This is a genomic window from Nonomuraea sp. NPDC054003, assembly GCF_055585125.1.
This window is the reverse complement of record NZ_JBVJKR010000004.1, coordinates 83,824-97,008: the sequence shown is the minus strand read 5'-3', so window position 1 is coordinate 97,008 and position 13,185 is coordinate 83,824. Positions and strand designations below refer to the sequence as shown.

Below are 13,185 nucleotides of genomic sequence, written 5' to 3'. Positions count from 1 at the left end.
GGGGCTGATCAGCCCTTCTTCCCGCCCCAGGTCTCCGGGAACCCGGGCAGGTCCTCACAACCGCAGAGCGCGTAGTGCAGCGGCGGCATGTCGGGCTGCAGGTAGTCCGCCAGGTTGTCGCCGGTGACCTTGGGCTGCGGCAGGTTCCACCTCTCCGGCACCTCCTCGCCCTTGAGGATCTTCAGAGCGGCGATGATCGGGGTGCGCCACTGGTAGGTCGGGTACGTGGGCGCGACGGCGGTGAGACCGGCGTCCTTCCACTTCTGCAGGAAGTCCTGCTGGTCCTCGCCGTTGATCGGCGGCACCGGCAGGCCGGCGTCCTCGAACGCCTCGATCGCGGCAACCGCCGTGGCGCCCGCGTCCATCCAGACACCGTCGATCGTGCCGTGCCGCTGGATGTAGTCGCTGACGATGCTCTTGGTCTTGGCGGCGTCACCGTCGGTGAACTCCACCCCCACCACCTGGAGGCGGCTCCTGTCGAAGACCACCTTCGCCGCCGACCAGCGGGTCTCCAGCACGTCGACGCCAGGCAGTATGCGCAGCGCCAGCACCTTCCCGCCCTCCGGCACCTTCTCGGTCAGGAACTCGGCGGCGTCGGCGCCGAAGGCGTAGCCGCCGATGGGCTTGATGAACGTCACCGGGCAGTCCGTTTCCACGCCCCGGTCGAACACGATGACGGGCACCTTCGCGCAGGCGGCCGTCACGGCGGGGGTGAGCGTCGCCGTGGTGTTCGGCGAGACGATCAGCGCGTCGCAGCCCTTGGCCTGCAGCTCGGCGATGTCGGAGATCTGCTTGTCGTCCTTGCCCTCGGCGTCCAGCGCGGTGAACTCTTCGATCTCCTCGTGCAGGGCCACCTCTGCCTGCATCGTCTTCCATCCGACCTGGCGCCAGGGGTTGTTGACCGCCGCGTTGGAGAAGCACAGGTGGTACGGCCCGTCCTTCTTGTACTGTGCCGTGTCGATCATCTTCGGGTCGATGGCCTGCTCCCAGGGCTTGGCCGCGGGGCCCTGAGGTGTCTGGGAGCGCATGGCCAGCTGGGCGTCGAAATCCGCCTGCACGAAGAACTTCGACTGCGTGCCCGTGCCGGAGCCCTGCGCGCTCGTGGCGGGTGCGGCGGGCTGGGTGGTGGCCGTCGGCCTGTCGGTGGTGCAGCCGGCGAGAAGCAGCGCGGCCAACACTGCGATTGCGGCCTCAGGACGCGGCATGTGCGTCTCCTCTTCGGGGGGTGGGCTTCCAGGGAAGCCGGATGGCTCCTGCCGCGACCGCGGCGATGATGATGACGCCCTGCACGGTGAACTCCAGCGCCCCCGAGATTCCGTACAGGTTGAGCAGGGTGAACAGCGCCTCCAGCGTGACGGCCCCGGCCATGGCGGCCGGCACGGAGCCGCGGCCGCCGCCGAGCGCCACGCCGCCGAGGACGACGGCGGTGATGGCGGAGAACTCCAGCCCCTGACCGACCTGGGCCGAGACTCCGGCGAAACCGCCGAGCAGGATCGCCGCGACGGCCGCCGCCAGGCCGGAGAGCATGAAAGCGAAGATCTTGACCCGGTCGACCCGGACCCCGGACAGCGCCGCGGCACGCTCGTTGTCGCCGGCGGCCATCAGCGTCTTGCCGAAGTCGGCGCGCATGAGCCGGATCGCCGCCGCGCCCAGGGCCACGAGGATCAGCACCGACCACGGCACCGGCCCGAGGCCGCCGCGGCCGAAGACGCGGAAGCCCTCCGACAGCGCGCCGCGCGGCGCGCCACCGGTCCACAGGAACACCGCCCCGGACAGGATGAGCAGCATGCCGAGCGTCACGATGAACGACGGCACCCGCAGCTTGGTGGTGGCCACGCCGTTGACCAGCCCGACGAGCAGCCCGATGACGATCAGCAGGACGAGGACCGGCCAGGTGGCGGACTCGTCGCCGTCGATGAGGCGTGCGGCGATCACCACCTCGGCCGTCACCAGCGAGCCGACCGACAGGTCGAACTCGCCGGAGACGATGACGAAATACTGTCCCGCGGCGAGGATCACCAGCGGCGCGGCCCGTTTGAGGAACGCCAGGAATCCGGCGGGCTCCAGGAAGTGGGGGTTGACCAGGGCGATCGCGGTGAGCAGCGCCACGAGGACCGCGAGGATGGGAAGGGCCCGCCTCATGCGGGCCGTCCCACGGTACGCCGGGCGTAGACGGCCACCGCGACGACGATGACCACGCCGCGGACCACGTCCTTGACGAAGGAGTTGACCTCGAGCTGGTTGAAGACGGTGTCCAGGACGGCCAGCAGCAGGACTCCGCCCACGGTTCCGGCGACGCCGCCCTTGCCGCCGGCCAGCGCGGTCCCGCCGAGCACGACGGCGGCGATGGACTCGAGGTCGTAGCCGCCGTCGGTGCCCACCGTGGGGGCCCCGGCGCCGAGCCTGCTGGCCAGCAGCAGGCCCGCGATGCCGGCGCAGACGGAGCACAGCACGTGGGTGAGCACGATGACCCGGCCGGTGCGGATGCCGGACAGGCGGGCGACCTCCTCGTTCCCGCCGACCGCGTAGATCCGGTATCCGAGCCGGGTCCTGCTCAGCAGGAACCAGGCCAGCACGGCCACGCCCGCCCAGAGCAGCGCGGAGACGGGGATCGGCCCGATCCGGGAGTAGCCGAGGACCTGGAACGACTCGGGCACCTTGCCCGCGGGCCCGTCGTACAGGTGGTCGACGACGCCTTTGATGATCAGGGCGACTCCGAGCGTGGCGATGAAGGCGTGCACCCGGAGCCCGGTGATGACCAGCCCGTTGACCAGCCCCACCAGAGCGCTGATGGCCAGCACCGCGGCGACCGCCGGCCCGATGTTCCCGTCCTGGCCCGCCATGATCTCCGCCGCGACCAGCGAGGCCAGGCTGATCAGGTACGCCACCGACAGGTCGAGCGACCCGGCCAGGATCGCCAGCGTCTGCCCGATCGCCACGATGCCGAGGGCCGCGGAACGCTGCTGGATCCCGACGACGCTCTCCAGGGTGAGGAACTGGCCGCCGTCGAGCGCGACGAGGGCCCAGCCGACCGCGACCAGGCCGAGCAGCGCGAGGAACACCACCTGCGTGGGTTCGCGCAGCCGCGTGAGCAGGGGCATTCAGGCCGCCTCTCCCGCGGCCAGGCGCATGACGGCCTCCTCGGAGGCACCGGCGGGCAGCGTGCCCGCCACGCGGCCGTCGCGCAGGACGACGACGCGATCGCTCATGCCGATGAGCTCGGGCAGCTCGGAGGAGATCATCATGATGGCCATGCCGCCGTTCGCCAGTTCGCGCATCAGGTCGTGGATCGTGGCCTTGGCCCCGACGTCGATCCCCCGGGTCGGCTCGTCGAACAGCAGCACCCGCGGCGCCATCGTCAGCCACTTGACCAGCACGACCTTCTGCTGGTTGCCGCCGGACAGGTAACGGACCTCCTGTTCCCGGTGTACGGGCGAGAGGCGTACCCGTTCGAGCAGGTCACGGACGCCGGCGCGGTCGCCGGCGCGCACCGCGCGGGCGACGAGCAGGACGTTGTCGCGCACGGACTGGCGCAGCGCGAGTCCTTCGGCCTTGCGGTCCTCGGTCACGAGTCCGATGCCCAGGGCCACGCCTTCCCGGACCGAGCGCGGGCGCGACGGGATCATCTCGCCCGTGGTGAAGGGCTCCGCGCCGAAGATCGCTCTGGCGAGCTCCGATCTGCCGGATCCCTGGAGGCCCGCGATGCCGACGATCTCCCCGGCGCGCAGCTCCAGGTCGATGTCATGGAGCCGGTGATTGCCGGCCGCTCGCAGGCTGAGGCGTACCTCGCCGGCGCCCGCCGAGCGGGGCGGGAAGTAGGTCCCGAGGTCGCGGCCCACCATCAGGCGGATCAGCTCGCCGGGGGTGACCTCACCGATCGGGAGGGTGGTGACGCGCGCGCCGTCCTTGAGCACGGTGACCCGGTCGGCGAGATCGAACACCTCGCGTAATCGGTGGGAGATGTACACGACGGCGACGCCGCGTTCCCTCAGCCGCCCGATGAGCCGGTAGAGCGACTCGACCTCGTGCTCGGCGAGCGCCGCCGTGGGCTCGTCCATGACGATGAGCCGCGCGTTCACCGACAACGCCTTGACGATCTCGACGATCTGCTGCTGGGCCACCGGCAGGCGCTTGACGGCGTCGCGCGGGCCGAAGGCCTCCTCGCCCAGCTCGTGGAGGAGCCGCGCGGTCGCCTCCTCCATGGCGGCCCGGTCGACCAGGCCGCGCCTGACGGGCTCGCGCCCGAGGAACACGTTCTCGGCGACGGTGCGCTCGGGCAGCAGGTTGAACTCCTGGTAGATGATCGCGATGCCGGAGCGCCGCGCGTCGAGCGGATGGCCGAAGGAGACGGGCCGGCCGTCGAGCTCGATCGTGCCCTCGTCGGGCGCGTGCACCCCGCAGATGATCTTCATGAGGGTGGATTTGCCGGCGCCGTTCTCGCCGACGACGGCGTGGACCTCGCCGGCCGTCACGGCCAGGTCCACCCCGGACAGCACCCGCACGCCCAGGAAGCTCTTGCCGATGCCGCGCAGGCTCAGCATCCGGTCAGCCGTCCCCGCCGACTTTCAGGCCTATGGCTCATGGTGCGGGATGTTAAGCGGGCTTATATCGATGGTCAAGCAAAAGTTGGTCGCCAGTACGCCTAAATTGCCCGGGTTTGGGACGTGACGAACGGGCGGCGATGGCCATAGACGGCAGACCATAAGACAACGATGAGCCTACTTATGCTTGACCATCGACGAAAATACCTTTTACCATCGCGAAGACTCACCTACCGGATGCCTTCGCATGCGGGGTAGTCCCGGACACGATGGAGCTTTCATGGACAAGCTCGGTGTGTGGCTTATCGGGGCACGAGGATCCGTGGCGACCACTGCCATCGTGGGCGCCGCGGCCATCAGGGCGGGAGCAGCCTCCCCCCGTGGATGCGTGAGCGAGTCCGCCGGCTTTCCCGGGCAGCTGGTTCCGCTGACCGACCTGGTCTTCGGCGGACATGACATCGCCGAGACCTCCTTACGCAAGCGCGCCGAGCAACTGGGCAGAGCGGAGGTCATCTCACCGGACCTCCCGGGGCTGCTCGCGTCCGACCTGGAAGCCGCCGACGCCGAGATCCGGCCGGGCCACGTCCCCGGCGACGGACCGGCCGCGACCCGGCTGATCGACGACATCACCGGCTTCCGCGCCCGGCACGGGCTGGCCCGGGTGGTCGTCATCAACGTGTCGTCGACCGAACCCCCGGTGGATCCGCGCCCGGAGTTCGAGAGGCTGGCCGACCTGGAGGAGCGGCTCGCCGCGGGCGACGACGTCCTGCCGCCGAGCTCGCTGTACGCCTATGCGGCGTTCCATGCGGGATGCGGCTATGTGGAGTTCACCCCCTCCACCGGGCCGACCCTGCCCGCCCTGGCGGAACTCGCCGCCCGGCGGGGCGTGCCGTACGCGGGACGCGACGGCAAGACCGGCGAGACCCTGGTGAAGAGCGCCCTGGCGCCCATGTTCGCGGACCGGGCCCTCCGGGTCCGCTCCTGGTCCGGGCTCAACCTGCTCGGCGGCGGCGACGGGGCGACACTCGCCGATCCGGCCGCCAGGTCCAGCAAGCGGCTCTCCAAGGACCAGGTCGTCACGAAGGTCCTGGGAGAACCCGTGGAGGGTGAGACGCACATCGACTACGTCCCGGATCTCGGGGAGTGGAAGACCGCCTGGGACCACGTGAGCTTCGAGGGCTTCCTCGGCGTCCGGATGACGCTGCAGTTCACCTGGCAGGGCTGCGATTCGGCGCTCGCCGCCCCGCTCGTCCTGGACCTGGCCCGGCTGGTCGCCCGCGCGCACGAGAAAGGGCGGCACGGCGTCCTGCCCGAGCTCGGGTACTTCTTCAAGAGCCCGCTGGGGACGGACGAGCACGCCCTGGCCGCCCAGTACGCCCGGCTGCGCGCCTTCGCCGAGGAGCTGTCATGAGGGCGCTGCTCGAACTGGTCCGCGCACCCGCCGCGCTGTCGGTGCCGGGGGACACCATCGCGGGGGCCGCCGCCGCGGGACGGCGTCCGGCACCCGGCCTGGCCCTGGCGTCGGTGCTCATGTATTGGTCGGGAATGGCGCTCAACGACTGGGCGGACCGTGAGGCGGACGCCGTCGAGCGTCCCGAGCGCCCGATCCCGTCGGGCCGGGTCCGCCCGGGCGCCGCGCTCGGGCTCGCGGCCGCCCTGACCGGCGCGGGCCTGGCCACCGCCGCCCTCGCCGGCGGCCGTCGCGGTCTCACCGTCGCCGGCCTGCTGGCCGGCGCGGTGTGGGCCTACGACCTGGGTCTCAAACGGACGGCGGCGGGACCGGCGTCGATGGCGGCCTGCCGCGTGCTCGACGTGCTTCTCGGCGCGGGCGAGCAGACCAGGGCCGCCCTTCCGGCGGCGCTGGCGATAGGCGCGCACACCTACGGGATCAGCGTCCTGGGCCGCGCCGAGGTGACGGGGGCGGCACCCGGGACCGCCGGGCGCGCGGTCGCGGCCAGCACGGTGGCGGCCGGGCTCGCGGCCGCCTCCTGCGCGCGGGGCGGAGCCGCCGCGCGGGCCGGGGCGGGCGTCCTCATCGCCGGCTATCTCGCCTCCACCCTCCCGGTCCAGGCCGGGTTACGGACCCTTCCCGACCCCGAGAACGTACGGCGGGCCGTCCGCCTGAGCATCCTCGGCCTGATCCCGCTCCAGGCGGCGGCGGTCGCGGGCGGCGGCCGGTTCGCGACGGCGGGCGCGCTGCTGTGTTCGCTCCCCGTGGGGCGGTGGCTCTCATCCCGGCTGGCGACATCGTGAAGTGGGCCTACTGCACCAACGGATTCGCCGGCCACCGGCTCCCCGAGGTGCTCGCGGTCCTGGCCGATCTGGGGTACACGGGTGCGGCCATCACGCTCGACCACGGTCATCTCGACCCCTTCTCCCCCGGGCTGGCCGCGGAGGTGTCCAGCATCGCCGGGATCTGCGCTCGCCTCGGCCTCGGCACCGTGGTCGAGACGGGCGGGCGCTACACCCTCGATCCGCTGCGCAAACACCATCCGACCCTCATCAGCGAGGACGCCGGACGCAGAGTGGAGTTCCTGGTCATGGCGATGCGCGTCGCCGCCGACCTGGGCGCTCCCGTGGTGCATCTGTGGAGCGGCGTCCGGCCCGACGGCATGCCGGAGGCGGAGGCGTACACGCGACTGGCCCGCCAGTGCGCGCGGCTGCTCGACGAGGCCGATCGGGTGGGCGTCACGCTGGGATTCGAACCCGAACCCGGGATGCTGGTCGCCGACCTGGACGGCTACGAGCGACTGCGGGCGATGCTCGGCGGCCATCCCCGGTTCGATCTCACCCTCGACATCGGGCACTGTCACTGCGTGGAGCGGGAGGACCTGGACACGTGTGTCCGGCGGGCGCTGCCGTACACCGTGCACGTGCAGATCGAGGACATGCGCCGGGGAGTCCACGAGCACCTGGAGTTCGGCGAGGGTGAGATCGAATTCGTGCCGGTGCTCGCCGCTCTGCGCGGCTACCCGGGCCTAGTGGCCGTGGAACTGGCCCGGCACAGCCATGCGGCCCCGCAGGTCGCCCGCCGATCGATCGACTTCTTGAGGAGGGCACATGAAGGAGCCCGCACAGGAGTGGCAGGCCTCGGCCGTCCGGCAGGTCGAGGCTGACCCGCACGCGATCCACCGGCTCTTCCCGCAGGCCGGACGGCGGGGCGGTCCAGACGCCCGGCGCGCGCTGCTCGGCGCGCTGCGCGGCGACCCCGCGGTGATCCGAAGCCTGTACGAGGCCGGCGACAGCGGCGAGCGGCTGGCGATCCTGACCGTCCTGCACGAGCTCGACCTGGACGGCACGGCGGTCGCGCTGGTGGAGGACGCGCTTCGCACCAATGACGCGCGGCTGGTCGCCGCGGCCCTTGGCCCGTACGGCTCGGCGTGGCTGGGCGACCACTCCTTCCGGCAAGGGGTGCTCAAGTGCGTCTTCATGTCGATCCCCCTGGACGAGGTGGCCGGGCTGGACCGCCGCTTTGACGCCGAGCTGGCCCGGATGTTGGCGGACTACGCGGCCGAGCTACGGGCGGCCGGCCGCCCCGTCCCGCGTGACGTCCTGGAGAGGATCTGAATGCGCATCTTCGACCCGCACGTCCACATGACCTCCCGGACCACCGACGACTACCGGCGCATGCACGACGCGGGGGTCCGGGCCGTCGTCGAACCCGCCTTCTGGCTGGGGCAGCCCCGGACCAACGTGGGCAGCTTCCTCGACTACTTCGACGCGCTGCTCGGCTGGGAGCCCTACCGCGCCGCGCAGCACGGCATCCGCCACCACTGCGCGCTCGCGCTCAACCCCAAGGAGGCCAACGATCCGCGCTGCGCGCCGGTGCTGGCCGAGTTGCCGCGATACCTGCTGAAGGACTCCGTCGTCGCGGTCGGCGAGGTCGGCTACGACTCGATGACGGCGGAGGAGGAACGGGCGTTCGAGGCCCAGCTGGCGCTCGCCCAGGACAATGATCTTCCGGTGCTCGTGCACACTCCGCACCGGGACAAGGCCGAGGGCACCCGCCGGACGCTCGACGTGGTGCGGGCCGCCGGGATTCCCCCCGGGCGGGTGCTCGTCGACCACCTCAACGAGTTGACCGTCGGCATGGTCGCGGACTCGGGCTGCTGGATGGGGTTCTCGATCTACCCGGACACCAAGATGGACCCGGACCGGATGGTGACCCTGCTCAAGCAGTACGGCACGGACAGGATGCTGGTGAACTCGGCCGCCGACTGGGGGCGGAGCGATCCGCTCAAGACGCGTGAGGTCGCCGACGCCATGCTCGCGGCGGGCTTCGGCGAGGACGACGTCGATCAGGTCCTGTGGCGCAATCCGGTCGCCTTCTACGGGCAGAGCGGCCGGCTCGACCTCAGTTCCGGCTCGGAATCCGGATCTGACTACGCCGGCAACACGATCAAGCGGGGCTGACCATGCGGCTGCGCCATCCGGACGGCTCGACGGTGCATCTGTCCTACTGCACCAACGTCCACGCCGCCGAGGATCTCCCCGGCATCCACGCTCAGCTGTCCGGCGGCGCGGCGCGGGTCAGGCGCCTGCTCGGCGTCGAGCGGCTCGGGCTCGGGCTGTGGCTGTCCCAGCACGCCGCCGCGGACCTCACCGCCTGGCCCGGGGAGCTCGCGGCGCTGCGCGAGCGGCTGACCGCGCTCGGGCTGGAGGTCGTGACCCTCAACGGGTTCCCCTACCGCGGCTTCCAGGACGAGGTCGTGAAGTACCGCGTCTACACTCCTGACTGGGCCGACGCGGACCGGCTGCGCTACACGCTCGGGCTCGCCGAGATCCTCACCGCGCTGCTGCCGGACGACGTCACCGAGGGCACGATCTCGACCCTTCCCCTCGCCTGGCGGACCGGGTGGACGAGGGCGAAGGCGGCGGCGGTGACGGCCCATCTCGACGCGGTCGCCCAGGGCCTGCGGGCGCTGGCGAGCCGTACCGGCAAGGTGATCCGGCTGGGCTTCGAGCCGGAGCCCGGCTGCGTCGTCGAGACGACGTCGCAGGCGCGCGCCCTGCTGAGTGACGTGGACCACGACCACCTCGGCCTCTGTCTGGACGCCTGCCACATGGCCGTGGGTTTCGAGGACCCTGACGCGGGCGCGGCCACCGGGTTGCCGATCGTGAAGCTCCAGGCGTCGTGCGCCCTGGTGGCGCCGCCTGGGGCGCAGCGGGCGCTGGCCGCGTTCGACGAGGCCCGGTTCCTCCACCAGACGCGCTCCGCCACCGGCTACGCCGACGACCTGGGCGAGGCGCTGGCCGGCGGCCTGCCCGCGGACGAGAGCTGGCGCGTGCACTTCCACGTCCCGCTGCACGGCGCGCCGCCCCCTCCGCTCACCACCAGCGCCCCCTACCTGCGGCACCTGCTGGAGACGCTGCTCGGCGGGGAGCGTCCGCTGACCAGGCACGTCGAGGTGGAGACCTACACCTGGCACGTGCTTCCCGGCGCGCCGGCCGACGTCGCGCAGGGCATCGCCGCCGAGCTCGACTGGATGCGGGGGCAGCTGGCCGCCCTCGGGCTGAAGGAGACGTGATGGCACCGCTGATCGTGATCAATGTCGTCGGGCTCACCCCGCGCCTGCTCGCGCACATGCCGAACGTGGCGAAAGCGGGCTCGGCGGCCGCGCTGCGGCCCGTGCTGCCCGCCGTCACCTGCTCGATGCAGGCCACCCTGCTGACCGGTTCGATGCCCCGCGACCACGGCATCGTGGGAAACGGGTGGTACTTCCGGGATCTCGGCGAGGTGCTGCTGTGGCGCCAGCACAACGCGCTCATCCAGGGCGACCAGCTGTGGACCGCCGCGCCCGGCCTGCGCACCGCCAACGTCTGCTGGTGGTACGCGATGGGCGCGCCCGCCGACCTGCTCGTCACCCCGCGTCCCGTCTACCACGCCGACGGCCGCAAGTCGCCCGACTGCTACACCCGCCCGCCCTCACTCCACGACGACCTGGAGGCCGCGCTGGGGCCGTTCCCCCTGTTCACCTACTGGGGACCCAACGCGGGGATCGCCTCCAGCGAATGGATCATCGCGGCGGCCCGCCGCATCCTGGCCCGCGAACGGCCGGATCTGCTGCTGGTCTACGTGCCCCACCTCGACTACGACCTCCAGCGGTACGGCCCCGCCGGTCCTGAGGCGATCGCGGCCGCCCGGGCCGTCGACGCCGCGCTGGCTCCGCTCCTGGCCGAGGACGCCGAGGTCGTCGTGCTCTCCGAATACGGCATCACCCCGGTGTCCCGCCCGGTGGACATCAACCGGGCGCTGCGCGCCGCGGGTCTCCTGGAGGTCTACGTCCAGGCTGGCATGGAGTATCTCGACCCGTGGGCGTCCCGGGCCTTCGCCGTCGCCGACCACCAGGTGGCCCACGTGTACGTGCGCGACCCCGGAGACCTCGACCGCACCCGCGCCGTCATCGCCGAGCTGTCCGGCGTCGACGAGGTGCTCGACCAGGCGGGGAAGGCGAAGTACGGTCTCGACCACGAACGCGCCGGCGAGCTCGTCGCGGTGGCGGAGCCGGACGCCTGGTTCACCTATTACTACTGGCTCTCCGACGACCGCGCCCCGGATTTCGCCAGGCTCGTGGACATCCACCGCAAACCCGGCTACGACCCCGCCGAGCTGTTCATGGACCCGGGCGATCCGTTCGTCAAGCTGCGCGCGGCGGCGGCGCTCGCCAGGAAGAAGCTGGGCTTCCGGTACACGATGCGGGTGGTGCCGCTCGACCCGGCGCCGGTGCGGGGCAGTCACGGCCGGCTGCCCGATCTCCCCGACGACGGACCGCTGATCATCGGTCCCTTCGACCGTGACTTCTACGAGGCGACCGAGGTCAAGGGACTCCTGACCGCCCTGGCCTGGACGAACCGCTGACCGCGCACAGACCCGCCGGCGCGGATCGCCGCGCCGGCGGGTGACCGATCAGACGCGGGTCCAGCGCTGGTTGGTTCCTCCGGTGCAGGTCCAGATGCGCGCCCTGGTGCCGTTGGCGGTGCCGTTGACGTCCAGGCACTTGTTCGCGCCGACCGCGGTGATCGTGCCGTCGGCGTTGAGGCGCCACTTCTGGTTGTTCTGGCCGTTGCAGTTCCAGATGATCACGGCGGTGCCGTCCGCGCTCCCCGCCCCGTTCACGTCCAGGCACTTGCCGCCGTAGACCCGCAGCTCACCGGCGCTGGTGGCGGTCCACTGCTGGTTGGCCTGCCCGTGACAGTCCCAGAGCTGCGCCTGCGCCCCGTTGGCCTGCGAGGCGCCGCTGACGTCCAGGCACCGGTTCGACGCCACGCCCCGCAGCGCGCTCGTACCGCCCGGTGTGCTGGTCAGTTCCTTGACGCGGATGTTGCGGAAGGACACCACGTCGCCGGGCCCATGGTTCTGGATGCCGATGTGGCCCTGCTGGAGCGAGCGGGCCGGATCCGCGTTGGTGAAATCGTTGATCTTGCTGCCGTTCAGGAACACCTGCAGCCGCTCGCCCTCCACCAGCAGCTCATAGGTGTTCCACTGCCCCGGCGGGTTCAGCGCCGCGTCGCGGGCGGCGAGGTCGGCGGCCTTGAACCCGTAGATCGCCCCGGTGGTCCTGTCCGGGGTGTCGGTCGCGTCGATCTGCACCTCGTATCCGGTGTCGAGCGCCGCGCCGGGGTCACTGGTGGCCGGGAACCCGACGATCACGCCGGAGTTGGAGTCGCCGGTCAGCTTCCAGTCGAGCTTGAGTGAGTAGGAGCGGAACTCCTTGGCGTTGTACCACAGCATCCCCATGCCGCCCTGGGAGGTCAGCGTGGCGTCGTTGCCGGTGAACGACCCCGGCCCCGCCTGCGACCAGCCCGTGGTCGAGCCGTTGTACAACGTCGTGTACCCGGTCTCCGGGCGGCAGTCGGCGTTGGCGGCCCTGGCCGCGTACCGGATCCCGCCGAGCAGCAGCGTGCGGAAGGCCGGATCGGCGTACGACTCCTGGGTGTGCCCCAGGCCGGTGTAGAACGCGCGGCCGGCGGACTGCGGGTGGCACCAGGTGATCGGGTGGTCGCCCATGCTGCCGCCGCTGTAGCTGCCCTCGTCCAGGCTCTGCAGCACGCGGACGTTCGGGCGGGGGTTGGCGCGGTAGTTGTACCACTCGTCGGTGCGTGACCAGGTCGCCCCGAGGTGCGCGGTCGCGGCGTGCGCCCGGTCCTCGTTCCGTACGGTGGCCTGCTGGATCGCCGGGTGACTGGCGAACCAGGCTCCCATGAGCTGCCCGTAGTACGGCCAGTTGTACTCGGTGTCCGCGGCCGAATGCACGCCCACGGAACCGCCCCCGCCGTCCACGTACGTCTGGAAGGCGGCCTGCTGGTTGTCGTTGAGCACGTCACCGGTCGTGTTGAGGAACACCACCGCCTGGTACTGGGCGAGGTTGGCCGCGTTGAAGGCGGTCGAGTCCTCGGTGGCGTCGACGGTGAAGTCGTTGGCCGCCCCCAGCTCGCGGATGGCCTGGATGCCGGCGGGGATCGAGTCGTGCCGGAACCCGGCCGTCTTGGAGAACACCAGCACCTTGAAGGCGGCGGCCTGGGCGGGGATGGCGGGGATCAACGTCGCGGCGGCGGTGATCGCGGCCACCGCCACTGACAGGCGCCGCAGTACAGAGGTCTTGCGGCCGCCCCCGGGTGCGGCTGGGGTCAGATGTCGCAACAT

At 71.5% G+C, this 13,185-nt stretch carries 12 protein-coding genes; 7 read left to right on the top strand and 5 right to left on the bottom strand.

From position 1 onward, the window contains the following. Window positions 1–8: 8 nt before the first annotated feature. From ACZ6YG_RS11065 to ACZ6YG_RS11050, 4 genes are read right to left on the bottom strand one after another with little or no spacing between them, the layout of a single operon-like run. Window positions 9–1,205 (bottom strand): substrate-binding domain-containing protein, encoded by a 1,197-nt coding sequence (locus ACZ6YG_RS11065; protein ID WP_466017865.1) that lies wholly within the window; start codon window positions 1,203–1,205, stop codon window positions 9–11. After that, entirely contained in the window at window positions 1,192–2,142 is a 951-nt protein-coding gene (locus ACZ6YG_RS11060) for an ABC transporter permease (RefSeq protein WP_148032227.1), read from the bottom strand. Before ACZ6YG_RS11060 ends, ACZ6YG_RS11065 begins: the two co-directional genes overlap by 14 nt. Further along, entirely contained in the window at window positions 2,139–3,101 is a 963-nt protein-coding gene (locus ACZ6YG_RS11055) for an ABC transporter permease (RefSeq protein WP_148032228.1), read from the bottom strand. Before ACZ6YG_RS11055 ends, ACZ6YG_RS11060 begins: the two co-directional genes overlap by 4 nt. Further along, window positions 3,102–4,541, bottom strand: coding sequence for a sugar ABC transporter ATP-binding protein (locus tag ACZ6YG_RS11050; RefSeq protein WP_466017864.1), 1,440 nt, complete (start codon window positions 4,539–4,541; stop codon window positions 3,102–3,104). A gap of 247 nt (window positions 4,542–4,788) precedes the next feature. Here ACZ6YG_RS11050 and ACZ6YG_RS11045 point away from each other — a divergent pair, with 247 nt between their 5' ends. The 7 genes from ACZ6YG_RS11045 to ACZ6YG_RS11015 are packed head-to-tail and all read left to right on the top strand — an operon-like array spanning window position 4,789 to window position 11,400. Further along, window positions 4,789–5,952, top strand: coding sequence for an inositol-3-phosphate synthase (locus ACZ6YG_RS11045; RefSeq protein WP_466017863.1), 1,164 nt, complete (start codon window positions 4,789–4,791; stop codon window positions 5,950–5,952). After that, on the top strand, window positions 5,949–6,794 hold the full coding sequence (locus tag ACZ6YG_RS11040; RefSeq protein ID WP_364227861.1) for an SCO3242 family prenyltransferase: 846 nt from the start codon (window positions 5,949–5,951) through the stop codon (window positions 6,792–6,794). Before ACZ6YG_RS11045 ends, ACZ6YG_RS11040 begins: the two co-directional genes overlap by 4 nt. Continuing rightward, window positions 6,764–7,657, top strand: a complete 894-nt coding sequence (locus ACZ6YG_RS11035) for a sugar phosphate isomerase/epimerase family protein (RefSeq protein ID WP_466017862.1) — start codon at window positions 6,764–6,766, stop codon at window positions 7,655–7,657. The genes ACZ6YG_RS11040 and ACZ6YG_RS11035 overlap by 31 nt, the downstream gene beginning before the upstream one ends. After that, window positions 7,602–8,108, top strand: a complete 507-nt coding sequence (locus tag ACZ6YG_RS11030; protein ID WP_466017861.1) for an EboA domain-containing protein — start codon at window positions 7,602–7,604, stop codon at window positions 8,106–8,108. The genes ACZ6YG_RS11035 and ACZ6YG_RS11030 overlap by 56 nt, the downstream gene beginning before the upstream one ends. Then, window positions 8,109–8,954, top strand: coding sequence for a TatD family hydrolase (locus tag ACZ6YG_RS11025; RefSeq protein ID WP_148032233.1), 846 nt, complete (start codon window positions 8,109–8,111; stop codon window positions 8,952–8,954). A gap of 2 nt (window positions 8,955–8,956) precedes the next feature. Beyond that, the gene (gene eboE / locus ACZ6YG_RS11020) at window positions 8,957–10,069 is read left to right on the top strand and encodes a metabolite traffic protein EboE (RefSeq protein ID WP_466017860.1); all 1,113 of its coding nucleotides are present in this window, start codon (window positions 8,957–8,959) and stop codon (window positions 10,067–10,069) included. Beyond that, window positions 10,069–11,400 (top strand): nucleotide pyrophosphatase/phosphodiesterase family protein, encoded by a 1,332-nt coding sequence (locus ACZ6YG_RS11015; protein ID WP_466017859.1) that lies wholly within the window; start codon window positions 10,069–10,071, stop codon window positions 11,398–11,400. Before eboE ends, ACZ6YG_RS11015 begins: the two co-directional genes overlap by 1 nt. Window positions 11,401–11,448: 48 nt before the next feature. Here the strand turns inward: ACZ6YG_RS11015 and ACZ6YG_RS11010 are convergent, their stop codons facing one another. Then, entirely contained in the window at window positions 11,449–13,185 is a 1,737-nt protein-coding gene (locus tag ACZ6YG_RS11010) for a ThuA domain-containing protein (RefSeq protein ID WP_219548845.1), read from the bottom strand.